The organism is Varunaivibrio sulfuroxidans, assembly GCF_029318635.1.
Classification (GTDB): Bacteria; Pseudomonadota; Alphaproteobacteria; order Rhodospirillales; family Magnetovibrionaceae; genus Varunaivibrio; species Varunaivibrio sulfuroxidans.
The window spans coordinates 630,011-653,289 of sequence record NZ_CP119676.1; the positions used below are offsets into that span (position 1 = coordinate 630,011).

25 protein-coding genes are annotated in these 23,279 nt (G+C 57.3%); 9 read left to right on the forward strand and 16 right to left on the reverse strand.

Going from position 1 to position 23,279, the window contains the following annotated elements:
- Positions 1-14 precede the first annotated feature (14 nt).
- The 8 genes from rnc to folK form a co-directional block, all read right to left on the reverse strand.
- Positions 15-683 carry a ribonuclease III gene (rnc, locus tag P3M64_RS02860; RefSeq protein ID WP_132938181.1) on the reverse strand — a complete coding sequence of 223 codons (669 nt, stop codon included), beginning with the start codon at positions 681-683 and terminating at the stop codon, positions 15-17.
- A 36-nt stretch (positions 684-719) separates the two neighbouring features.
- Entirely contained in the window at positions 720-1,496 is a 777-nt protein-coding gene (lepB, locus tag P3M64_RS02865) for a signal peptidase I (RefSeq protein ID WP_132938180.1), read from the reverse strand.
- A gap of 62 nt (positions 1,497-1,558) precedes the next feature.
- On the reverse strand, positions 1,559-1,972 hold the full coding sequence (gene acpS / locus P3M64_RS02870) for a holo-ACP synthase (protein WP_132938179.1): 414 nt from the start codon (positions 1,970-1,972) through the stop codon (positions 1,559-1,561).
- A 46-nt stretch (positions 1,973-2,018) separates the two neighbouring features.
- Complete coding sequence (locus P3M64_RS02875) at positions 2,019-2,762, reverse strand: pyridoxine 5'-phosphate synthase (RefSeq protein WP_132938178.1); 744 nt, start codon at positions 2,760-2,762, stop codon at positions 2,019-2,021.
- Positions 2,759-3,292, reverse strand: coding sequence for a DUF2062 domain-containing protein (locus P3M64_RS02880; protein WP_165886233.1), 534 nt, complete (start codon positions 3,290-3,292; stop codon positions 2,759-2,761). The genes P3M64_RS02875 and P3M64_RS02880 overlap by 4 nt, the downstream gene beginning before the upstream one ends.
- A gap of 187 nt (positions 3,293-3,479) precedes the next feature.
- Positions 3,480-5,639 carry a RelA/SpoT family protein gene (locus P3M64_RS02885; RefSeq protein WP_132938176.1) on the reverse strand — a complete coding sequence of 720 codons (2,160 nt, stop codon included), beginning with the start codon at positions 5,637-5,639 and terminating at the stop codon, positions 3,480-3,482.
- A 141-nt stretch (positions 5,640-5,780) separates the two neighbouring features.
- On the reverse strand, positions 5,781-6,188 hold the full coding sequence (gene rpoZ / locus P3M64_RS02890) for a DNA-directed RNA polymerase subunit omega (RefSeq protein WP_132938175.1): 408 nt from the start codon (positions 6,186-6,188) through the stop codon (positions 5,781-5,783).
- Between the two features lie 155 nt (positions 6,189-6,343).
- Entirely contained in the window at positions 6,344-6,883 is a 540-nt protein-coding gene (folK, locus tag P3M64_RS02895; protein ID WP_132938174.1) for a 2-amino-4-hydroxy-6-hydroxymethyldihydropteridine diphosphokinase, read from the reverse strand.
- A 336-nt stretch (positions 6,884-7,219) separates the two neighbouring features.
- On the opposite strand from folK, the gene P3M64_RS02900 reads away from it, so the two are divergent.
- From P3M64_RS02900 to P3M64_RS02910, 3 genes are all read left to right on the forward strand, one after another.
- Positions 7,220-7,876 carry a LabA-like NYN domain-containing protein gene (locus tag P3M64_RS02900; protein WP_132938353.1) on the forward strand — a complete coding sequence of 219 codons (657 nt, stop codon included), beginning with the start codon at positions 7,220-7,222 and terminating at the stop codon, positions 7,874-7,876.
- A gap of 161 nt (positions 7,877-8,037) precedes the next feature.
- On the forward strand, positions 8,038-8,748 hold the full coding sequence (locus tag P3M64_RS02905; protein WP_165886232.1) for a uracil-DNA glycosylase: 711 nt from the start codon (positions 8,038-8,040) through the stop codon (positions 8,746-8,748).
- A 40-nt stretch (positions 8,749-8,788) separates the two neighbouring features.
- Positions 8,789-9,040: a DUF4169 family protein gene (locus P3M64_RS02910; RefSeq protein WP_132938173.1), complete on the forward strand. Its 252-nt coding sequence runs from the start codon at positions 8,789-8,791 to the stop codon at positions 9,038-9,040.
- Between the two features lie 360 nt (positions 9,041-9,400).
- On the opposite strand, the gene P3M64_RS02915 is transcribed toward P3M64_RS02910, so the two are convergent.
- Entirely contained in the window at positions 9,401-9,646 is a 246-nt protein-coding gene (locus tag P3M64_RS02915; protein WP_132938172.1) for a DUF4170 domain-containing protein, read from the reverse strand.
- A gap of 604 nt (positions 9,647-10,250) precedes the next feature.
- Between P3M64_RS02915 and P3M64_RS02920 the strand changes: the two genes are divergently transcribed.
- Positions 10,251-11,624, forward strand: a complete 1,374-nt coding sequence (locus tag P3M64_RS02920; RefSeq protein WP_165886231.1) for an adenylate/guanylate cyclase domain-containing protein — start codon at positions 10,251-10,253, stop codon at positions 11,622-11,624.
- A gap of 39 nt (positions 11,625-11,663) precedes the next feature.
- Here P3M64_RS02920 and P3M64_RS02925 read toward each other — a convergent pair whose 3' ends face one another.
- The 3 genes from P3M64_RS02925 to dapA are packed head-to-tail and all read right to left on the reverse strand — an operon-like array spanning position 11,664 to position 13,803.
- A complete protein-coding gene (locus P3M64_RS02925; protein ID WP_132938170.1) occupies positions 11,664-12,368 on the reverse strand; it encodes a sulfite oxidase-like oxidoreductase in 705 nt (234 codons plus the stop codon).
- A 37-nt stretch (positions 12,369-12,405) separates the two neighbouring features.
- Entirely contained in the window at positions 12,406-12,891 is a 486-nt protein-coding gene (gene smpB / locus P3M64_RS02930) for an SsrA-binding protein SmpB (protein ID WP_132938169.1), read from the reverse strand.
- Between the two features lie 39 nt (positions 12,892-12,930).
- On the reverse strand, positions 12,931-13,803 hold the full coding sequence (gene dapA, locus P3M64_RS02935) for a 4-hydroxy-tetrahydrodipicolinate synthase (RefSeq protein WP_132938168.1): 873 nt from the start codon (positions 13,801-13,803) through the stop codon (positions 12,931-12,933).
- A 268-nt stretch (positions 13,804-14,071) separates the two neighbouring features.
- Here dapA and P3M64_RS02940 point away from each other — a divergent pair, with 268 nt between their 5' ends.
- Genes P3M64_RS02940 through P3M64_RS02950 form a run of 3 tightly spaced genes read left to right on the forward strand, consistent with a single transcriptional unit; the run spans position 14,072 to position 17,861 of the window.
- A complete protein-coding gene (locus P3M64_RS02940) occupies positions 14,072-16,189 on the forward strand; it encodes a lytic transglycosylase domain-containing protein (protein WP_165886230.1) in 2,118 nt (705 codons plus the stop codon).
- Positions 16,182-16,862 carry a haloacid dehalogenase type II gene (locus P3M64_RS02945; RefSeq protein ID WP_132938166.1) on the forward strand — a complete coding sequence of 227 codons (681 nt, stop codon included), beginning with the start codon at positions 16,182-16,184 and terminating at the stop codon, positions 16,860-16,862. The genes P3M64_RS02940 and P3M64_RS02945 overlap by 8 nt, the downstream gene beginning before the upstream one ends.
- 12 nt (positions 16,863-16,874) lie before the next feature.
- Positions 16,875-17,861: a threonine ammonia-lyase gene (locus P3M64_RS02950; protein ID WP_132938165.1), complete on the forward strand. Its 987-nt coding sequence runs from the start codon at positions 16,875-16,877 to the stop codon at positions 17,859-17,861.
- Between the two features lie 110 nt (positions 17,862-17,971).
- Here P3M64_RS02950 and P3M64_RS02955 read toward each other — a convergent pair whose 3' ends face one another.
- Positions 17,972-18,667 (reverse strand): bactofilin family protein, encoded by a 696-nt coding sequence (locus P3M64_RS02955; protein ID WP_132938164.1) that lies wholly within the window; start codon positions 18,665-18,667, stop codon positions 17,972-17,974.
- Positions 18,651-19,976, reverse strand: coding sequence for a M23 family metallopeptidase (locus tag P3M64_RS02960; protein ID WP_132938163.1), 1,326 nt, complete (start codon positions 19,974-19,976; stop codon positions 18,651-18,653). Before P3M64_RS02960 ends, P3M64_RS02955 begins: the two co-directional genes overlap by 17 nt.
- A gap of 459 nt (positions 19,977-20,435) precedes the next feature.
- Between P3M64_RS02960 and P3M64_RS02965 the strand changes: the two genes are divergently transcribed.
- Positions 20,436-20,894 (forward strand): phosphatidylglycerophosphatase A family protein, encoded by a 459-nt coding sequence (locus P3M64_RS02965; protein ID WP_132938162.1) that lies wholly within the window; start codon positions 20,436-20,438, stop codon positions 20,892-20,894.
- A gap of 273 nt (positions 20,895-21,167) precedes the next feature.
- Positions 21,168-21,665 carry a CinA family protein gene (locus tag P3M64_RS02970; RefSeq protein WP_132938161.1) on the forward strand — a complete coding sequence of 166 codons (498 nt, stop codon included), beginning with the start codon at positions 21,168-21,170 and terminating at the stop codon, positions 21,663-21,665.
- Positions 21,666-21,675: 10 nt separating this feature from the next.
- Here the strand turns inward: P3M64_RS02970 and P3M64_RS02975 are convergent, their stop codons facing one another.
- Both P3M64_RS02975 and lipA read right to left on the reverse strand, forming a co-directional pair.
- A complete protein-coding gene (locus P3M64_RS02975) occupies positions 21,676-22,125 on the reverse strand; it encodes a type II toxin-antitoxin system RatA family toxin (protein WP_132938160.1) in 450 nt (149 codons plus the stop codon).
- 29 nt (positions 22,126-22,154) lie between these two features.
- Complete coding sequence (gene lipA, locus P3M64_RS02980) at positions 22,155-23,135, reverse strand: lipoyl synthase (RefSeq protein ID WP_132938159.1); 981 nt, start codon at positions 23,133-23,135, stop codon at positions 22,155-22,157.
- Between the last annotated feature and the right edge of the window lie 144 nt (positions 23,136-23,279).

Genomic DNA, 23,279 nt, shown 5'->3' on the forward strand with positions numbered 1-23,279 from the left:
CAAAAGCGGCCGGGTTAATCCTTGAGTCGATCGAGGAGGCCTTGCGCCGCCTCGCGTTCCGCCAAGCGTTTCGAGACGCCCTCGGCGCGGGCCGGCGCGGCCCCCTTCACGGCGACCTCCATGGTGAACCTGGGGGCGTGATCGGGTCCGCTACGGCTAATTTCGCGATACACCGGCAGCGCTATCTTGTGTGCTTGCGCCCACTCCTGCAATGCCGTCTTGGGATCCTTCGGCGGGGCCTTGTCCTCGTCGATCAAGGGCGCCCAAAACGCGCCGATGACCCGCTTCGGGGCGTCGATGCCGCCATCCAGATACAGCGCGCCCAGGACCGCCTCCATGGCGTTGGCGTGCAGGGCGGTGTTGTCGCGCCCCCCCGCGTCGGCATCGGCGGTCGCCATGTCGATGAAACGGGAAAGGCCGATTTCCCCCGCGATACGCACCAAGGCGTCGCCGCTGACCAGGGCGGTGAAGCGGCGCGCCAAATGACCTTCCGGCTCGTCGGGAAAGCGCATGTAGAGCATTTCCGCAATCACCAAGCCGAGCACCCGATCACCCAAAAATTCGAGCCGTTCGTTCGACGCCGTGCGCCGGTCCGTCGTGCTGGCATGGCGCAACGCACATGTCAAAAGTTCGGGATCGCGAAACGTGTGGCCCAATATCTGGACCAGCTCTTGATGGTTCATCCCCGACGGGTTTCCCTTGTCTTCACGGCGGCGCCCTCAGTGCACCACGCTGAAAATGCGCGAAAAGCGAATCACGGAGCCCCATTTGCCCAAATCCCAAGCATCGCCGTTAAACGAGAAAAATAGAAATTCCGCATGCCCGACAAGATTTTCCTTGGGAATAAAGCCGACCACATTCAAAAAGCGGCTGTCTTCGGAATTATCCCGGTTGTCACCCATGGCGAAGAAATGCCCTGGGGGAACGGTGTAGACCTGGGTGTTGTCCTGGGGCAAGTTGTCTGAAATTTCCAAAATGGGGTGCTTCACGCCGTTGGGCAGGGTTTCGATGTATTGGGTTTCGCGGACCAGCGTTCCGGAACGTTCGTCCGTGTACGTATAATCTTGCACCCTTTTGCGCTTCACCGGGACGCCGTTAATATTCAAAATGCCGTTGATCATCTGTATGCGATCACCCGGCAGACCGATAATGCGTTTGACATAATTGATATCGGTGTTGGTCGGCAACTTGAACACCACCACGTCGCCGCGCTTGGGCGGCGTGTAAAAGATGCGCCCGTGAAAAAGCGGCAGCGAAAACGGTAGCGAAAAACGCGAATAGCCATAAGAAAACTTGGACACGAACATATAATCGCCGACCTGCAGCGTCGGGATCATCGATCCCGATGGAATTTTGAACGGCTCATAGGCGACCACCCGGACAAACAGCGCGATCAAAATCGCGTAAAAGATGGTTTTGATGATCTCCCAAGACCCATCGCGCGACGCGACGGAGGTCTTGTTCTCACCACTTACGGCTTCGTTTTCGTCATCCATAAAAGGAACCTCATATCAAATGGATCAAAAATAACCCAACTTCAAACATTGAAAAGAACGCCTCAGCGGGATGGGCCTACGCTCGGGATGGCGGAAATCACGACCATGGCATGGGCCAGCGGATATTCATCGGTCAAGGACACATCGATCCGCGCGTCCATGCCCGGGGGCACCAGGGTATCCAAGCGCGCCCGCGCGCCGTTATGCAAAGACAATGTCGGCTGTCCGGATTTAAGGTTCTCCAATGCGATATCGCGCCAAAACACCCCCTGACGAAACCCCGTGCCCAGGGCCTTGGCGAGCGCTTCCTTGGCGGCATACGCCTGAGCGTAGCTGTAAGCCGGATTGGGCCTGCGTTCGGCTTTTTCCCGCTCACGGCGTGTATAAACTCTTTTGACAAAGCGATCGGGAAAACGCGCCAAGGTTTTTTCAATCCGTCGGATATCGCACAAATCCGTGCCTATGCCAATAATCATCCACCCGGTTCCCGACACCAACGGCAATCAACGAACCCGCGGCGACTCATTGCACGCCCCCAACGCGCGCCTTATCCATCAGGACGCGCATTTTTCTAATAGAAGCCTCCAGTCCAACGAAAATCGCCTCGCCGACGAGGAAGTGACCGATATTCAACTCGGCGATGGTCGCGATTGCGGCGACCGGATCAACCGTATCATAGGTCAAGCCGTGCCCGGCATGGCATTCTAGGCCAATCGCGTGAGCATGGGCGGCGGCGGCCCTGATCCGATCCAGTTCGCGCGCCCGATGCGCCCCCTGGGCGTCGCAATAGGCGCCGGTGTGCAATTCCACCACCGGCGCGGCCAATGCCTTGGCGATGTCCAAATGCGCCGGGTCCGGTTCGATAAAAAGCGACACGCGGATACCGGCCCCGTTCAAGGCGGCGATAAACGGGGCCAACTGCGCCCGCCCGCCAATGACGTCGAGACCGCCTTCGGTGGTTCTTTCTTCGCGCTTTTCCGGCACGATGCACGCCGCATGGGGTTTGTGGCGCAGGGCAATCTCCAACATCTCATGCGTCGCCGCCATCTCTAGGTTTAGCGGAAGATTAACTTCATCGCATAATCTTTTGATATCTTTATCTGAAATATGCCGGCGATCTTCGCGCAAGTGCGCGGTAACGCCGTCCGCCCCGGCCTTCGCCGCAAGGTGCGCGGCGCGAACGGGATCGGGAAGCCCCCCACCACGCGCGTTACGAATGGTGGCGACATGGTCGATGTTGACGCCCAAACGCAGGGAATTTGTCATTTTTCTTTTTCCTTAACCGGACGCACGGACGAGGCGGGATAATCGCCCACGTGATAACTATGCTTTTTTATCCGCCGATGCGCCCGCGCCTTTTGATAGTTGGAAATCATCGGGCGAAGCAAGAGGTAAAAAAACGTCCAGGCGACGATTGCCGTGGGGATACTTCCGACCAACATCGGCCACAGAACCGGCCCCGCGACATGAAAGAGGTACGCCAAATCAAACCGCAACAGCGCCGACATCGATGCGGCGAAAATCGAGGCGAAATCAAGCCCGACCCCGTGAGCCCCCCGCCCCGCCCCGCCGAGCAACCATTCGCCAAGGTTTAAAATCCATATCCAGATAAAGGGAAAGGTCCATGGATTGCCGACCGCGGTTCCAATCGCCGAAGACAAAATATTGACCCGCAAAAGATACGCCAACAGCGCGGAAAGGACAAAGTGAAGACCGACAAACGGGGTGAAAGAAACGGCCGCACCACAGGCGAACCCAGCGGCGATGGAATGCGCGGACCCGGGAATCCGCGCCACGCGATGAAAAACGTAACGCGTGGAGCGTCGCCATCCCGCCGTAGGCCAGAAGAACTCGCGCGCGCGCCGTAAAAGGCCATGTTTTCGTCGTCGGAGGAACATCTGCGCAATATAAGATAAAGGACCTCTAGAGCGTAGTCCTTTTATATGCTTTTACCGTCCGGCGGCGTAAAAAACCACCGCCCCGTCAACCCCGCGCCCGCTCGATGGTGTTAACCACCGGAGAAGCCCGCAAAGCGGCCATAATTTCGGCCAAATGGGTAACATCCTTAACCTCGATATCGATCATCAGATCGAAGAAATCCGCAGATCGATTGACGATCTTTAAGTTTGAAATATTCCCCGTGTTCTTGGCGATAACCGTGGAGAGGTCGCTCAAGGTTCCGGGCATGTTGAGCACGGTTAGGAAAACCCGGCTAACATGCGACCCATCCAGTTCGCCCCGGTCCATATCCCACGACACGTCGATCCAGCGTTCGGGCTGATCGGCCAACGCTTCGAGTTTTTCACAGTCGATAGTGTGGATCGTCACACCTTTTCCGGTGGTGATGATCCCCACGATACGGTCGCCGGGAAGCGGATGGCAGCATCCGGCGTAATGCACGGCCATGCCGGGAATAAGGCCGCGTACGGGAATCGCGTTTTTGGCTTGCTGGGCGTTGCGCTCGTGACGGACGCGGACGGGGGCCAAGGGGACGACCTTGGCGCTCTTCTTTTTCGTGCCGGGGTAGACCGCCTCCAGGACTTCGCGTGAGGTGATGTTACCCATGCCGACCTCGGCGGTCAAATCGTCGGTCGTCTCGCGCTGAAAAATGCGCAGCACCCCCTTCAACGCCTTATCGGTCGCCTCGTAACCTTCTTCCTTGAAGGCGCGGGTCAGCATCGCCTTACCCAGCTCCAGATATTGGTCGCGCTCCTTGAGGCGGATAAAACGACGGATGCGCGCCCGGGCCTTGCCGGTGACGACGAAGCGCTCCCAGGTGGGGGACGGCTTTTGCGCCTTCGAGGTTAGAATTTCTACCTGATCGCCATTTTTTAGACGCGTGCGTAGCGGCATCATCCGACCGTTAATTTTCGCCCCAACGCACGTATCGCCAACCTCCGAATGCACGGCATAAGCAAAATCCACGGGCGTCGCCCCCTGCGGCAGATTGCGGATGTCGCCCTTGGGGGTAAAGCAAAAGACTTGATCTTGAAACATCTCCAACTTGGTGTGTTCGAGGAATTCCTCCGGGCCGGAGGCGTGCTCCAAAATATCCAAAAGCTCGCGCAACCAGCGATATTGCCGCCCCTCGCGCGCCCGCGTCTCGCCGCCTTGTTTGTATTGCCAATGGGCGGCGACGCCGTTTTCCGCGACATCGTGCATGTCCTGGGTGCGTATCTGAATTTCGATGCGGTGGCGCTCCGGCCCATAGATGCCAGTGTGCAACGATTGATAGCCGTTCGGTTTAGGGGTCGAGATATAATCCTTGAAGCGTCCCGGAACGACACGATAGGCGTTGTGCATCACGCCCAGCGTGCGATAACAATCATCGACGCTATCGACAATGATGCGAAACGCCATGATGTCGGACAGTTGCTCGAACTCGACGTCCTTATGCTTCATTTTGCGCCAGATCGAATAGGCGGTTTTTTCCCGCCCGTTGACGACCGCGTGGATCGACGCGGCGGCCAGGGTCCGGCGCAGTTCGTTCTGAATACGCTCGACCAAGCCCTCGCCCTGATTGCGCAGAAAATCCAGGCGTTTCATGATCGAATTGCGGGCGTCGGCGTTGATCTCGGCAAACGCCAGATCATCCAATTCGTTCTTCATCTCCTGCATGCCGATACGCTCGGCGAGCGGCGCGTAGATTTCCATGGTTTCGGTCGCGATACGCAACCGTTTTGCAGGATTTTTGAGGAAGTTGAGAGTCCGCATATTGTGCAAACGGTCCGCCAGCTTCACCATCAACACCCGAATATCGTCGGACATCGCAAGCAGCAGCTTGCGGAAATTTTCCGCCTGTTTGGCGTGATCGGACTGCAGTTCGATCAGGCTGAGTTTGGTTACCCCATCGACCAACTTGGCGACTTCCTCACCGAACAGGCTTTCGATTTCATCGAGGGTGGCCAGGGTGTCTTCGACGGTGTCGTGCAAAAGGGCGGTGATGATGGAAGATCCATCGAGCCGGTAACCGGTCAAAATTCCGGCAACCTCAAGGGGATGGCTAAAATAAGGGTCGCCGGAGGCGCGCACCTGCGAGCCGTGCGCTTTCATGGCGAACACGTAGGCGCGATTGAGCGCGTCTTCCTCGACGTTGGGATCGTATGCTTTGATCCGCTCCACCAACTCAAACTGTCTGATCATGCCCTCTCTCTCCTCGTATTAGAAAAGAGTAACACAACGGAAGGTTCGAGAGCAGGGGCGGAATCGGAAATTCCTTAACCTGAACCTCCGGCACGCGCCGGGTCCCGCCGGCGTGCCGGTCACCCGTGGCCGTAAAGGCCGTCAATCGTCGTTCTGGGCGGCTTCGAAGGCGTCCTCGGCGGCCAATTCCTCGGCGGAAATATCGTGCACGGTCAAGACGTCGGCGTTGATTTCCTTTTCGCTGGACGGCTCGCCGATTTCCTCGCACAGGTCTTCTTGCATCGACGCCATGTCCATTTCGTCAACATCCGGCTCGTCACTTTCGACAAAACGCTGGAGGCTTTTGACGAGAGTTTCTTCCAACGCCGCATAATCGACCGTCTGATCGGCGATTTCACGCAAGGAGACAACCGGATTTTTGTCGTTGTCGCGGTCCATGGTCAATTCCGCACCGGCGGTGATGTCACGGGCGCGCTGGGCGGCGATCATCACCAAATCAAAGCGGTTGGGAATTTTTTCGACGCAATCTTCAACCGTTACACGGGCCATCGGGGCGCTCCTGAAAAATAGAGAGAGGTTCAGCGTGTCTATATATTGTCCTCGGGCCAGGAAAGCAAGACCCATGCGCGGGGAATAACGCCCCAAGACCAGGGAACCGGCGACCGGAACCCGCCGTTCCGCCTCTCTAAATTTGCATTTAGCCCCTACCCGTCCATCGCCGCGATAATCTGATCCTTGGGCAATTTCGCGATAAGGGCGCTTATCGTCGCACCGGAACGAGGGTGGCGCCAAGCGGGGGCGAGGTCGCGCAAGGGCAACAGAACGAAGGCTCTCTCGTGCATGTGCGGATGCGGCACGATTTCCTCATCGGCGCCTCCGGCTTGGGGGGAGTCCCGAAAAACATCGCGGACCGCGCGCTTGCTGAGGTAGTCATCGTAACACAACAGGTCGATATCGACGGTTCGCGGCGCATTGCGCACAGTCCGCACGCGCCCGAAGTCGGCTTCGACCCGATGCAGCGCATCAAGCACGGCGCGCGGGGCGAGATTCGTCGCGATTTCAGCGACGGAATTAACATACCAAGGCTGATCCGAAGCCGGCACCGGCGCGCTACGATACCATGGCGCCACCCTAACCACGTCAATTCCTTGATTTTTCAGCGCGCCTAAGGCCGCTTCGCACGTCGCCCTCGGGTCGCCGTATTGGCGGCTTGAAAGATTTGCCCCTACCGCGATGAATTTCACAATGCCTCCGCCGTCGCAGACGGTCCTATCGTGGACGTAACGCCACTGGGGTTATGATACAAAATACTTTCGTTCCCCCATGATGTAGCCCAGGGTGCCCCCTCCCGTCACAAAAAAACCTTTTCCCCGCCATAAACAAGGCCTACATGTTCTTTGGAATATTTATAACCTTGCTATATCCGAGCTTAGAACTTAGGTATTAAAGCTCAGATTTCATATCGTTTCATTGCGCCACCCTCGGTATTAACGACCCGCTTTTAGGATCTCTGAAAAACGCTCGGTAACCCGCTCAAAAACGGCAGTCCGACACCTATATTATTGAAGGGATATTTATATATTATGTTCTACCCTCAGCAGAGAATCGGCCTTTTTATTGATGGATCGAATTTGTACGCCGCCGCCAAGGCCCTCGGGTTCGACATAGATTATAAACGTCTTCTGGATCACTTCGCCGCCAAGGGTCAACTGGTGCGCGCCTTCTATTATACGGCCCTGCTCGACGATCAAGAATATTCCCCGCTGCGCCCTCTTGTCGATTGGCTGGACTACAACGGCTACACCATGGTCACCAAACCGACCAAGGAATTCACCGACGCCGCCGGACGCCGCAAGATCAAGGGCAACATGGATATCGAATTGGCCATAGACGTCATGGAAATGGCCGTGCATCTGGACCATATCGTCCTTTTTTCCGGCGACGGCGATTTCCGCCGTCTGGTCGAGGCCGTCCAACGCAAAGGACTGCGCGTGACCGTCGTCAGCACGGTGAAGTCGCACCCTCCGATGGTCGCCGACGAACTGCGCCGTCAGGCCGACGATTTCATCGAGTTGACCGATTTGCACGCGGCGATATCGCGCAAAGGTGAGCCGCTACGCCAGCAGCACGACAGCTCCCCTCAGCAAATTCAAAAGCCGGATAACGACACCAGCGATCACGACGAACGCCCCCTACAAGAGATCAAGGGGCCCGGTGATTTCATGGACATGGCCTGAGACAGGACCTGAGACAGAACTTGAGACAGGGCCTGAGACAGGACTTGAATTGAATGGATTTGTGGACACGCCGCGACGTGTCTTCTATCGTGATGCGCCGCGCTTTCCGCGCACAAGAGAAAGAAGACAGCCCCAAACACACACCATGAGGCCCGCCCGAAGTGGGAACCCTTCCGCCCCCCCGTGACGACGATACCGCAACGCCGTCTTCGTCGTCATCCTGCCGGCGGTACGCCGAAGAACCGGACAGCGCTTGCGCGCTGTGCCCGCGCCTAAGCGAATTCCGTAGTCTCAACCGCGTTCAATATCCCGATTTTCACAACGCCCCCGTTCCCGCCTTCGGCCCTCTGGATAGCGAAATTTTGATTGTCGGCCTGGCCCCCGGCCTGAAGGGAGCGAACCGCACCGCCCGCCCCTTTACCGGGGATTGGGCGGGTGATTTACTCTATCCGACGTTATGCGAATTCGCCTTGGCGCAAGGCGTATACGGCGCCAACCCCAACGACGGGCTGACCTTATGCAATTGCCGCATAACCAATGCCGTGCGTTGCGTGCCGCCGCAAAACAAGGTTACAGCGCACGAGGTCCGAAATTGTGGTGTTTTTTTACGCCACGAAATCGCGGCGATGCCCAACCTACGTGCGATATTGGCGCTGGGCGGGGTCGCCCACGGCGGCGTCTTGGCGGCGCTGGGGTACAAAAAAAGCGCCTATCGCTTCGCCCACAATGCGCGCCACCGTCTCACCCCCGACCTTTTCCTTCTCGATAGCTATCACTGTTCGCGTTATAATACCAACACCGGTCGCCTGACGGCAAAGATGTTTCGTGATGTTTTTAAAACACTTACGACTTATATCGCACCCGCGCCGTGAGCAACGCACACAGCTTGAAACACAATACAGAGCCTTAATCATGGCGGAAATCATCAATCTTCGACGCTACCGCAAGGCCAAGGCGCGTAAGACCGAAGACACGCAGGCCAGCGTTAATCGCACCTTTTTCGGACGAACGAAAAAAGAAAAAGCGGCGCAGGACGATGCCACGCGCCGCTTGAAGGACCTCTTGGACGGCCACAAAATCGCCCCACAAGAGCCGCCCGCCACCCCAGGAAGCACCCCAGGCGGTAGCCCCTCCAACGAGGGACCGCCCGACGATTGCGCCTGATTTTGTCATCTTGAACGTAACGGTTTGAACACAACCGTTCCGACGTGGGATTGGCGCGCGGGCCAATCCCGCGGTCGCCTGCGGATGAGGCCTTAGGGTCAGAGCCTCTTCATCTGGTGCGCCTGGCGGAGACGAATTTAAGTGTGGATTAGACGGAAAATCCGCCGCAATGGCCCTCATTGCAAGGGTTTTCCAGCGACATCCGCGCTTAAATTCATCCCGTCCCGCAGGGATTTGTGAAAAATGCCCCAGGTGCGTCGTCGAAAACTTTTGCAAGTGAACGGCACTTCCGGCAAGTCTTCATCCTAGGTCTGTGATATTTTTCACAAACCAGACGCACCAGACTAACAGGTCCTAACCCTAGTTATCGTCAGGCGAATCTTCCTGGTGTTCTGGATCGTCGAGCATGCGATGGATGTGAACGAGAACGTATTTCACGTTCGCCTCATCGACATGGGCTTGCGACGCGCCACGCCAGGCGTCGAGGGCCTCGCGGTTGGACGGGTAGACGCCGACGATATCGAGATTGCGGGGATCGACGAAATCGATACCCTGGGGATCCTTCACCTCGCCACCGAAGACGAGATGAAGCAAAGATTTAGCCATATGACCGTGACTCCAAAAGGAAATTAAAGTGGGCACAACATACGGCCCATGACTCTCGGGAGCAAGAGGGACGGCGCAGGATTATCCTCCTCCCCCAAAAGCACCGCCCCCCTCTTCTTCACCATAAGATTTCTGAAAATTTTACCCCGCGCGCGCCCGCGCGCCAGCGGGATACATTAAGACGCGCACACCTCTATTTTACACTGTCTAAGAATAACGCACGCCCCCTTAAAATCCCTCTCCCCACAGCCTCGCGCAAACACCCACTCCACCCATGCGCCAATTAGACTGTCTAATTAACTTGACACGACTTCCTTTTACACCTTCATAATAAGACATTGAATTTGGACAGTCTAAACGCAATCAGCCGAAACAGCCTGATGCAGAGTGGCCGCATTCCATGATTAGCAGTAAAGAAATTATTTTAAAAACAGATATTTCCAGGGCTACTCTTAACAATTACATCACCCTTAACCTTATTCCACGCCCCAGGATCGGCCAAGCCACGTCCAAAACAGGAAAAGCCGTGCGTATGGGGTTTTTCCCAGACTCTGTCTTAGACACTATAAACACCATTAAAAATTTGAAAAAAAAAGGCTTTTCAATGTCCGATATCGTTGATCAATTGCTGCGCGGGGCACATCCCGGTCTCCCCCAAGGCAAAGCCGCCCCCGCCCCCATCAAAAGCGCACCATCGGATACGGACGACCGAGATTTCGATGGGCCGCGCGCGGCGACGGAACAGGCGATGCCGCCCTCGCCCACCGTGGGAACGCGCACCCAGCCTCCTCAATTGAGTCTGGATCAGGTCGATTGCCCCGCTTACATGGTCAACAATTTGTTCGAGTTGGAATGGTATAATCGACACACCCTCGACTCTCTTTTGAGCGACGTGGAAGATGTCTCGTCTGATATCACAGAGCGTAATTTGTTCGGTCTGTTCCTAAAAACCCCTGCCCTACGCCGGTGCGAAGGGTTCGAGGCGTTGATGCGCTTTCACTTAGCCATCGCCAAGAACCGGATGCAGCGCTCCACCCTTTTAAACCGCGACAACGCATTGGACGAGGATGACATCCGTCTGCTCGCCGAACTTTACGATGACACCGAAGCCCAGCCCAAGGGGCAGATGTTACATTGTCAGGTTAACATGGCGGCGAGAGGGGCGCCGGAAAACTGGTACAATCTGTATGCCTCATTTTTTCGCGAGGGTCTGTTTTTCGTCTACGCCCCCCTGGACGAGGCCCATAGCGAATTGGCCGACCTTCTCGCTCGGCGTGATATCGTCATCCGCGACTTGCTAAAAAAACGCCGCCCTTATCTCACGCACCTTTCCGTCCTCGTCGCCGATCTTCAAAATTCGGTCAAGATTTGCGCCGAACTGCCGCCCGAGGAATACTTCGAATTGATTAACCAAATTTGGTCAACAATGGCGCCTAAACTGCGTAAATACTACGCCACGCATGGCAAGCATGTGGGCGATGGTATGGTCTATTACTTTTTTCCCCAGCCTGATTGCAATTATATCCTCAACGCCATGCGCTGCGCTTTCGAAATGAAGGCGGCAATCGCCGAAATTGACAAGGAATGGCGCAAACGAAAAAACTGGATGAACGTCCTCAAACTTAATATCGGCCTCGTCGAGGGACGGGAATGGTTCGGCACCTACCAAACGCCGACTCAAATTGAATTCACGGTCCTCGGCGATTCGATCAACATGGCCGGACGCCTCAGCGATTTCGCCCGCGAGGGCGCGATATGGGTCACCAAAAGCATGCTCGGACAACTATCGTCGAACGAGCGCGACAAGATCAGCTATGGCATCCGCCGAAAAAGTCAGGATGGTGCGGAAATTCTAGTGCCCAACACGTATTCGCGCGTTTCCAATCTGATCGACCTGAATAACCCCAAACATGATAAATTTCACGATATCGCCGTAATTCCGGTGGCCGAAATCCTCGATATCGAGACACCGGCATGAGGCATCCCGCGAGGAACCGCCATGGCCGGCGCCCCGGCCCTAACCGTAGCGTTCTTCCTTCCACGGGTCGGCGCTATTGTGATAGCCGCGGGTTTCCCAGAACCCCGGCGCGTCCTTGTCCACGAAGGTGATGTGCCTGACCCACTTCGCACTTTTCCAAAAATACAGTTTGGGAATGACAGGACGCATCGGACCGCCGTGCTCACGGGTGATGTCCGCCCCGTTCCACTGGCGCGCCAGGACGACATCATCGTCGTCGAAGGCCTTCAAGGGAACGTTGGTGGTGTAGCCGTCGTGGCTGTGAAAGATCAAAAAAGCCGCTTCGGACCGGGGCCGCACGATATCCAGGAAATGGCGCGCGCCGACCCCTTTCCAGGTATTGTCATAGCGCGACCACGTGGTGACGCAGTGAATGTCCGTAGTTCGTTCGACCTGGGGCTGGGCCAGGAAATCGCGCCAATCCCAGGAAATCGGATTTTCGATCAATCCGGACACGCCGAACGCCCACCGATCGGGCGTAATGTCGGGACGCACCCCCAGATCGAGAACCGGCCAGTCCCGCGTCAGGCGTTGGCCGGGCGGAAGGCGGTCGCGCCTCCCCTCGGACGGCGTCGGCGGGTCCTCGCCCGTCAGGGCGCGGCCCTCGCGCGCCCACTTTTGCTTGGTGTCGAGGAGCTTTCGGTTGATCTCCCCCAAAATCGCGCCGGGGGTTTTTCCGCTCGGCGGATGGTCATCGTCGCCCATAACGTGTCCTCCGTAAGAGATAGCGGTCTGTTCGCGCTTAACCGTGCGCGCGCAGCAAGCGGGCCTTGTCGCGCTTCCAGTCGCGTTCCTTGGTCGTTTCGCGCTTATCGCCCCTGGTCTTTCCCTTGGCCAAACCGACATCGACCTTGGCGACGCCCCGGTCGTTGAAATAGATCGACAGCGGCACCAACGTCATGCCGTCGCGGCGCACCGCCATCGAGAGCGTTTCAATTTCGCGCCGGTGGGCGAGCAGCTTGCGCGGGCGGCGCGGATTTTCATGGCCGAAATGGCTGGCCGCGTCGTACTCGGGGATATAGGCGTTGATCAGCCATAGCTCGCCGTCTTTTTCGGTGGCGTAGGACTCGGCGATCGTCGCGTGGCCCTGGCGCAGGGATTTGACCTCGCTGCCCGCGAGCATGATCCCCAGTTCGAAGTTTTTCTCGATGAAATAGTCGTGGCGCGCCTTACGGTTCTGCGCCACGACGTTTTCTTGGCTTTTTTTCTTACGATTTTTACCGGCCATCGTTTCTACACTGCACCCTCACGCCCGAAACGCCGCGCCTCATAACAGCCGCGCGTCTTTCAGGGCTTTTTCCACCCGCGCCTTCGACGCCGGAGTGATCTCGCACAACGGCAGGCGCATTTCATCGGAGCAAATACCCAGTAATTTCGCCGCGTATTTCACCGGACCCGGGCTGGTCTCGCAGAACATCGCCTGATGGAGCGGCATCAGCGTTTCCTGGATCGCCATCGCGCCTTTAAGGTCGCCCTCACGCCAGGAGCGTTGCATGTCCGCACAAAGCTTCGGAGCGATGTTCGCGGTGACGGAAATGCACCCCGAACCACCGGCGGCCAAGTACGGCAGCGCCGTCGCGTCCTCGCCGGACAATTGGCAAAACGCCCCCTTGATCGCCACCCGTTCGGCCAAAGGACGGGACAGATCGGCAGTCGCGTCCTTGACGCCCACGATACGGTCCAATTCGGCGAGCCGCGCCATGGTTTCGACCGACATGTTCACCACCGACCGACCGGGAATATTATAGATGATGATGGGGATATCCACGTTGTCGTGAATTTCCTTGTAGTGGCGGTACAAACCTTCCTGGGTCGGCTTGTTGTAGTAGGGCGTAACCACCAGCGCCGCATCCGCGCCGGATTTCTGGGCATGACGGGTCAGAGCGATCGCCTCGGCAGTGGAGTTGGAGCCCGCCCCCGCGATCACGGGGACCCTACCGGCGGCCACCTCGATGGTCACTTCGCTCACCCGCATGTGTTCTTGGTGACTGAGCGTCGGCGATTCCCCCGTCGTTCCGCAGGGAATCAAGCCGTCCGTGCCTTGTTCAATGTGCCACTCGACGAATTTTCGAAAAGCGCCCTCGTCGATTTTTCCATCTTTCATGGGGGTAATCAGGGCGACGAGCGATCCCTTGAACATGACGAACTCCTACTTCATTTGCGGTACGTATCGTGCCCCGGAGACTATCTCTTCGCGTAAAGTCCGGCAAGCGTCACATCATATCGAGACAATTGTTTTCACCCGACGTCTTCATCCGATGTTTTTCTCCCGATTGGCGCTCGTTCCGAATTTAACCGCTTTCTTTATCGGACCCCCCCTTTCTTTCTTGAGCGCGCCGCTGCGAAGGCCTAGGTTTTTCGGTGTAATGGTGTATTCAAGCTTCGAGAAAACATCACCGCCGGAAAACATGCGCCCGTCAGAAACGACGGCGGGCGGCGCGCGGCCCGATCCGGCCCGGTTTTTCTCCATCGTATGGTCGCGGCTTCTACCTGTCGCCATCGCGATGATTTTGTTAAGCCTGAGCGCTCTACTGGGTGGGCAAAGCGGCATGGCGGGACAAAAAGCCCCGCGCGCCAATTCCAATACCGCACAACTAAGCGCCCGGGACATCAAGGCCGCCCGGGCGGCCTTTCGCGCCCTCGATGAACATCAATGGAAACACGTTCCTCTTCTCGCGGCGCGAATCAAGGACAACCTGACGGCTAAAGTCGTGATGTGGTCCTATTTTTCGTCAAAGGGAAACAAGGCCTCTTTCAACACCCTAAGCGCCTTTATCCGCAACAATCCCGACTGGCCGTACCAGCGGCTTTTGCGCCGGCGCGCCGAAGAGGCCATGACGCAGACCTTGCCCCCCGATGTCGTTTTGGCCTGGTTCCGAGACAATCCCATAACGAGCACCGACGGCCGTACGCGCTATATCGAGGCCCTGATGGCGGACGGACAGACCAAGAAAGCCCATGACGCCATCATCGCGACTTGGCGAGAAGCCAATTTCGGGAGACGTCAGGAAAAGAGCTTTTATAAACGCTACAAGAATTTTTTCACCACGGCCGACAACGTGACGCGCCTGGATCGCCTGATTTGGGAGGGGCGCGTGGGCCCCGCTCGGCGCATGTTGTGGCGGGTCGATAAGCCCGATCAAGCCTTGGCGATTGCGCGCCTTTTCCTGATGCGCCGGGAAGGAAATGTCGATAGGGCGATCGCCAAGGTCCCCCGGAAATTACGGAATGACCCTGGGTTGGTGTACGAAAGAGTGCGCTGGCGTCGCCGCAAGGGAAAAACCCAAGACGCCATCGACCTACTTTTGCGCGTTCCTCCTCAACACAACCACAGCAAAAAATGGTGGACCGAACGGTCTATCTTGGCCCGTCGCGCCTTGGATATGGGCGCCGTGACGGACGCCTACGCACTGGCCTCCCACCATGGGTTGACCCCCCGTTCACCCGTACAATACGCCGACGCCGAATGGCTGTCGGGATGGATCGCCTTACGTTTCCTAAACGATCCCAAACAAGCTTTGCGTCATTTCCAGGCGCTTTACGCGATGGTAAAATACCCCGTCAGCAAGGCGCGCGGGGCTTACTGGATTGGACGCGCCTATCACGCCCTGAAGAAAGAGAAACAGGCCGCCGACTGGTTTCATACCGCGGCGCGCTATTCCACGACGTATTACGGCCAATTATCCATGGCGTGGTTTTCTCCTCAGGCCCTTGTCGAACTGCCTCCCTTGCCCCACCCCAGCAGCGCCGAAATTCGCCGTTTCGAATCCCATCAGATGACGCGTGTCGTGAAAATATTGCATCTTCTGAAACAGGAAAGGCGCATGCGCCCTTTCATGCTCAGTCTCGCCGGCGTATCGAAAAGTCCCGGCTGGCGAGCGCTAAGCGCGGCCTTGGCGCGCGAACAGGGCCGCGCCGACCTGGCCATCACCATCGCAAAGTCATCCCAACGCGCAGGCGCGCCGCTGGGTAAAGCCGGATACCCCTTGATCACTCCCCCGCCACGGCCCAAGCGCGCGGCGCGCGGCGGCAAGGTCGAACCGGCATTTTTGATGGCAGTCATTCGCCAGGAAAGCGCCTTTTACCCAGGCGCGCGTTCTCACGCCGGGGCACGGGGGCTGATGCAGCTCATGCCCTCGACCGCGCGGCGTATGGCCAGAGGGTTGCGCATGCCCTATTCACATAGAAAGCTCCTGACCAATCCCCGCTATAACGTCGCCTTGGGGCGGGCTTATCTTGGGCGACTGATCACCGCTTACAATGGATCGTATGTCCTTGCCTTGGCGGCCTACAATGCCGGGCCGGCGCGTGCGAAACAATGGATAAACCTCTATGGCGACCCCCGGGACCCTTCCGTTGACGTTGTCGATTGGGTCGAACAAATTCCCTTTAACGAAACGCGGAATTATGTTCAAAGAGTTATGGAGAATTTACAGGTTTACCGCCGCCGTCTGGGGCAAGGCGGCAAGGCGCTGAACTTGGTTTTGGATCTCAACCGACCGAACGGAAAAACGCTCTATGATTGAATGCGAGACAATAGACGCCTGTGTTTTCGACGCCTACGGCACCCTTTTCGACGTGACTTCCGCCGCCCGTCACTGCCAAGACAAACTGGGAGAGAACTGGGGGCCCTTCGCCGAAATGTGGCGCACCAAGCAACTTGAATATACTTGGCTGCGCTCGTTAATGGGCGATTACGCCGATTTCTGGCAGGTCACCGGCGACGCTCTGGATTACGCGATCGACCAATTCGAAGTGGACGACCTGGATTTACGCGCACATCTGATGGAACTGTACCTTCACATCGACGCTTACCCCGAAGTCGCCGACGTTCTGGGGTGCCTGAAAAACAACGGCATACGGACGGCGATTCTATCCAACGGATCGCCCGCGATGCTCGCCGCCGCGGTTGACAGTTCGGGCTTGGCCGATCGCTTCCAGCGTCTTTTGTCCGCCGACGCCTTGGGAATCTACAAACCACACCCCAGTGTTTACCAATCGGCCGTGGACGAATTGCTTATCGACGCCTCGCGTATTTGTTTTTTATCCTCCAACGCGTGGGACATCGCCGGCGCCTCCCATTTTGGATTCCAAACCATCTGGGTTAACCGTCGCGGCGGTCGCCCCGAGGAACTGCCCGGAAAACCCCTCGGAGAAATTGACACCCTGGAAGCATTGCCCGATATTCTCGGTCTTTAGGTAAATTTCACCATGGACGCTCCTAAAGAACCAACGTTCGATGATCTTCGCCAAGCGCAAGCGCGCCTTCACAAACAGGCCGTCCGCACCCCATTATTGGAATCGCCTCTGCTTAACCAGCGTCTTGGCGGGCGTCTTCTGATCAAGCCTGAAATGACGCAAAAAAGTGGCGCCTTCAAATTCCGTGGCGCCTATAACGCGATTACGGCCCTTATTGAACGCGACCCCGATCTTTCCGGCGTGATCACCTATTCCTCCGGCAATCATGCCCAAGGCGTGGCCCTGTCGGCGGCTCTGCATGGCGTCGCGGCGGTGATCATCATGCCCGACGACGCCCCGGCGGCGAAAATCGCGAAAACCCGCGCCTATGGCGCCGAGGTCGTGCATTACCGCCGCGGTCGAGAAAGCCGCGAGGAGATTGGCGAAAACCTGGCGCGCGAACGCGCTTTGACTCTGGTGCGTCCTTATGATGAGCCCTTGGTCATCGCCGGACAGGGTACGATCGGGATTGAAATCGCCGAGGACGTCCAGCGCCTCGGCCTCACGCTTGACGCCGTTATCGCGCCTTGCGGCGGCGGCGGAATGTCGGCGGGGATCGCCATCGCCCTTGAGACCCTTCTGCCCGACACCGCCCTTTACACCGCGGAGCCGGAAGATTTCGACGACATGGCGCGCTCCTTGGTGGCGGGCGCACGGCAAAGCAACGCCAGCGAGGGCGGCTCTATCTGCGACGCCTTGATGACGCCCAGCCCGGGAGAATTAACTTTCGCCATCAACCGCCATCGCGTCAAGGCGGGACTGGTCGCCAGCGATGCCGACGCCCTCGACGCGATGGCTCTATTGTTCGATCATTTCAAGGTTGTCAGCGAACCGGGCGGGGCAATCTCCGTGGCGACGATCCTAAACGGCGCGATCGATATCACGGGACGAACGATCGTTACCGTGTGCAGCGGCGGCAATGTTGATCATGAAATTTTCATCCGCGCCCTATCGCGATAAATGCGCTCCGCCGGATGGACAAGACCACGCTCCCACGTTTCCGAGGCGGAAACATCGGCCTGCGGCCAAACGCATGAGATCTAACCACATGAGACCAGTGAGCCCTGCCCCTAACTCAGGACCGTCTTCTTGGGTTCCGGCTCTCGCCCGCTCGGAGGCGTCGGCGCAGCGTTTTTTCCGAGCGCGGCTCCCGGGGACGGCTGTGCCGCATTCTGGGGCTGAGACAGTCCCTGTTGGGATTTATTAATCACCAAATTGACGCGTTCGTCCGGCGAGGGGTGGCGCCCTCCATCCGTCGCACCAACGCTCCCCCCGGAGGGGGCGGACGGTCTGGTATCGCCTTTTACGACGCCCCGAACGTCCGACATCGCCGTCGCCGCCCGCGGCAAGGTTCGATCCGACGACGCCTGCTCGCGATCTTTTAAAAGATCCACGCCATCCTCCAATCGCGTTATGTGCCCTTCGAGAAAGGCTCCCTTCTCGATGGAGAGATTTTCGTGCAAAATGTCTCCGACAACGTGGGCGTTTTTTGCCAAATTTACGGTCTTCGCCTTGATTTGGCCGTTTACCGTTCCGTGGACGCGCACCGTATCGGCGATAATTTCTCCGGTAATTTGCGCCTGTTCGCCAACCAACAGAACCCTGGATCGGATATCGCCCAAAATCGTTCCGTCAATTTGGATTTCCCCCGCGCTGACCAAATCTCCGGTAATTTTCAAATCGGTGCTGATAATCGACGGGACCGAGGGCCTCGATTGCACCGAGGAGGACTTTTGGTCAGTGGGTTTTTTATTCCTGGAAAACATCTCGACCTGCCATGATAAATTTTAGGGGGTCCATGCTTTTGTTCTTGTATAGCACCTCGTAATGCAGATGGGGCCCCGTACTTCTGCCTGTGCTACCGACCAGTCCGATCTTCTCCTTATAACTGACCTTAGCACCTTTTTTAACGAGTATCTTATTCAAATGCCCATAGCGGGTGCGGATGCCGTCGCCATGGTCCACCTCGACCATATTGCCGAAATTCCCCCGCCATCCGGCGTAAACGACGACCCCAGGAGCCATGACATAAACCGGAGTACGCCTGTACGCCCCCATATCCAGACCATAATGCATACTGAGGCGATGGTTTACAGGATCACGCCGGGGGCCAAAACGACTGGTGATCGTGTAGGTTTTCAATGGTGGACTGAGCGGTATTCTCCCCAAAATGGACTGCAATAAATCCGATTGATTAAGCTTATCGTCCAACAGCGCCAACTTTGTCTTCAAACGCCCCGCCGGTCGGTTCGACGGCTTTATCTCAACGAAAGGCCCCCCCTGCCCGGCATTTTCTTTCTCATTGGCGGCCAAAAGCTGATCCACATCCAATCCGGTTTTTTCGACCACGCGCTCCATGGTCGAGATATATTCCGCCGTTTGCTCGGTAAGGCGGTCAACGGAATCATTTTCGTTTTGCTCGAAAACGGTTAATTGGTGTTCCAGCAATTGGATGTCGTGGCGCATTTGGGTTGACCGCAGCAAAGCCGAATTCCGCTCGCTGAGCGCTGTTTGCAAATCGGTTTCCACCGATGACAGATCGTCCTTCAAGGAAAAATTTTTCTTGGCCAAGATTTTCATCTTGGTCTCGATATCCCCCATCTGGGAGCGCAATTGCTTGCGCTTACGTTCGACATCGGCCTTGGCCTTGCCCCCCAGCGGCGTGTCTATCCCACCGGCGACGCCTTTAAAACTGTTGCTCGCGGAACCGGGGCGACGCCCGGCGAGGGCCAACATCAAGGTATGGTTCTCTTCGAGATCGCGCACGATTCCCGTAAAGCGTTTCTGGTATTCCGCGACGTCCCCCAACAAACTGCGATAGGCCATCCGCACGCTGGCGATCTGGGCGTCTTTCGCCGCCAATTCACTGCCGTGATTGAATACCGCATAGGTTGCATAGGAAACCCAGCCGCCGATCGCCAGGCATAAAAGCAAGACGCCAATTTGAAACCGACAGGAAAACCGTAGACAGCGCACCGCGCCATTATGGCGCATAACGATCTGACGCTCGGGAAACACCACGCGCAACCGATCGACAATGCTGTGGACATTCTCCCCCGTGTCTCTTGGAATCATCCCCGCGAATTCCCCTGCTTCAAGTCCTGCTTTTCGGTCTTTACGCCCCGTGCCCCAACGACGCCAGACCCCTAGAGAAAAAACTATAACACGCCCGCCTCCATGTCACATGGCTTGCGTGACACGTGGACGACGCACAGCTTAGCGCGCCTTTGGCTATGGGGTGCATCTTTTTCATACCGCCCTTACGGTAAATTTTAAAGACACGGCCTCCCAAAGGCATGGCCTCCCCTCGAAATTATCCACTCGCGAGGATGGAGGCAAGAGTCTATTAATTTTGTGTTAACCGGAAAGTGCGCGCCATCACGCCTCGGATAAAAAACTTCATCTCCTTAACCTATGGCGTATTTCGCTCAGTGGTATCGGATATTTCCCCTAGACCCGAGCATGGAGGCTTTCGTACTTTCAGATTTCCGAGATGTATCGCTAAATCAAGACTTCACGAAAGGGACCACCGCGATGTCCTTCAAAATAGCGAAAATCGCCGCCACTTGGTTCGGGGCGGGCCTTGCTCCGAAAGCGCCTGGAACGTGGGGCACACTGGCGGCGCTGCCGTTCGCCTGGGGTATTATTCTCATCGCGGGCCGACCGGGGTTGGCGGCGGCGGCGGTTGGCGTCTACGCCCTTGGAATCTGGGCCGCCCAGGTCTACATGGCCCATACAAAAACCCACGATCCCGGACAAATCGTCATCGACGAAGTCGTCGGCGTTTGGATCGCCCTTCTGCCCGCAACCCTCAGCCCCGCGTCGTTTTTCTTTGGATTCGCCCTGTTTCGTTTCTTCGATATCGTTAAACCGTGGCCAATCTCGTGGGTAGACCGGAACGTCGGAGGCGCTCATGGGGTGATGCTGGACGATGTTCTGGCGGGAATTTTCGCCGCAATTCTTTTGTTTTTCGCCATGCCTTATCTGCCCTAGTGGTTTGAGTTTAACATTTGAGTCCGATGCAATTGGACACAAATGTGTGAAGAAATCAAACTGCAACAAAAAGATAGATAGTGGTCGGCCCGATGGTTCGCGGGAGCGAAACGTCGGAGTCGATCCACCAGTGGGTTGATTCCGACTTTTCGATTCCGAGACGTCAGGCCGCCCCACGAAGTTATCTTTTTGATAGGGTTTGATTTCCTTCACCCCCCCGTCTGTCGGCGAACTCTTTTGTCTCAGACAGACCACGAGACCAGAGGAAACCGCATGTTTGATAAGGATGTTATAGAACTTGGCGCACGAACGCTAACGGCGTGCCGCGCAGGCGGATTACACGCAGCGACTGCGGAATCGTGCACCGGCGGCCTGATCTGCGCCCTGCTGAGCGCCGTACCCGGGTCGTCCGATGTCCTGGAGCGCGGCTTCGTTACCTACGCCAACCGGGCCAAAACCGAAATGCTGGGTGTTCCCATGGAACTGATCGAACGCCACGGCGCGGTCAGCGAGGACGTCGCGCGCGCCATGGCCGAAGGCGTGTTGGCGCATAGCCCGGCGGATATCTCCGTCGCCGTCACGGGGATCGCCGGCCCCGGCGGCGGGACGCCCGACAAGCCCGTGGGACTGGTGCATATCGCCGCCGCGCGCACCGGGTTTCAAACCCGCCACCGCCGCTTCGTCTTCGAAGGCGACCGCCATCAAGTGCGCCTCGCCGCCGTGCGGGCGGCGCTAGAGATGGTCTTAAGTCTGGCCGGGGAAGAAGGCTAGTTACTCACGGTCAGGGCGATATCGGGACGTACCGATCGTAGAGGGTGTGTGCGCGGGTCTCGAAGGCGGACACCATGCGCCGTACCGCCTCGCCGAAAACGGCGCCGATGGCCTTGTCGAGAATCTTCGAGCGAAACTCGAAATCGACGTGAAAATCAATCCGGCAACCGTCTGGATGGGGTTCGAATATCCAATGGTTCTCCAGGTAGTTAAAGGGTCCGTCCAAATACTTAACATCGATCCTATCGGGGTTTTGCATAACGACCCGCGAGGTGAATTTCTCACGAAAGACCTTAAAGCCGATCACCATGTCGGCGATCATCACATGACCATCGTTGGAACGAACCCGCGCCCCGATGCACCATGGCAAAAAATCGGGATACTTGGCGACATCGGCGACCATGTCGAAAAGCTGATCGGGCCGATAGGACAGGATTTTTTTTTCGGCGTATGAAGGCATTATGAAAAATCGTCGTTTCTTAAAATAGATTATTTTTTGGACGCGGGCGCGTTCAAACGCTCCAACCGGGCTCGGCGTAGGGCGGCGAAATCTTTATCCGCATGGTAGGACGACCGCGTTAGCGGCGACGAAGAAACCAGTAAAAACCCCTTACTCATGGCGACGCGCTTGTATTCGTCAAATTCATCGGGGGTTACGAAACGGTCGATCGCGGCGTGTTTCGGGGTCGGTTGTAGGTATTGACCGATGGTCAGAAAATCGACCCCCGCCGAACGCATGTCGTCCATCACCTGAAGGACTTCTTCACGCGTTTCCCCCAGGCCGACCATGATTCCCGATTTAGTGAATATCTCGGGATTCACTTCCTTCGCACGATCCAGGATTTTTAGGGAATGATAATAACGCGCCCCCGGTCGAATAGTGGGATACAACCTGGGCACCGTCTCCAGATTATGGTTGAAGACGTCCGGCCCCGCCGCGGCGACGGCTTCGAGAGCGCCTTTTTTGTGGCGAAAGTCGGGCGTCAGCACCTCGATTGTGGTTTCCGGAGTGCGGGCGCGCAGTTTTTCGATGCAGGCGACGAATTGGTGCGCCCCGCCGTCGTCCAGGTCGTCGCGATCGACCGAAGTGATGACCATGTGCTTCATGCCCATCTTGGCCGCGGCATTGGCCATGTTTTCCGGCTCCAAGGGATCAACGGGCCCGGGCTTGCCCGTACGCACGTTACAAAAAGCGCAGGCCCGGGTGCAGGTATCGCCCAGAATCATCACCGTGGCGTGGCGATGCATCCAGCATTCGCCGATGTTCGGGCACGCCGCCTCCTCGCAGACCGTGTGCAGACCCTTATCGCGCATCAAACGACGCGTTTCGCCGTATTCGGGCGATGTCGGCGCCTTGACCCGGATCCATGCAGGTTTGCGCTGGATCGGATTGTCCGGCTTGCGCGCCTTTTCCGGGTGGCGCACGTCCGCTTTGCCGGAGGCTTCTTTTATGGGGGCATTGGCTGTCATGGCGCGGGTATCGCTCCTTTTTGATATCTCGTCAATATAACCCGGCGCGGCGGCGCGGCAAGCCCAAGGCGGCGAGATACGTTTTTTCTTTCGTCGGTTCTCGTGGAACGCCCGATCGCAACCGACCCCGATCGAAGTCCGCCC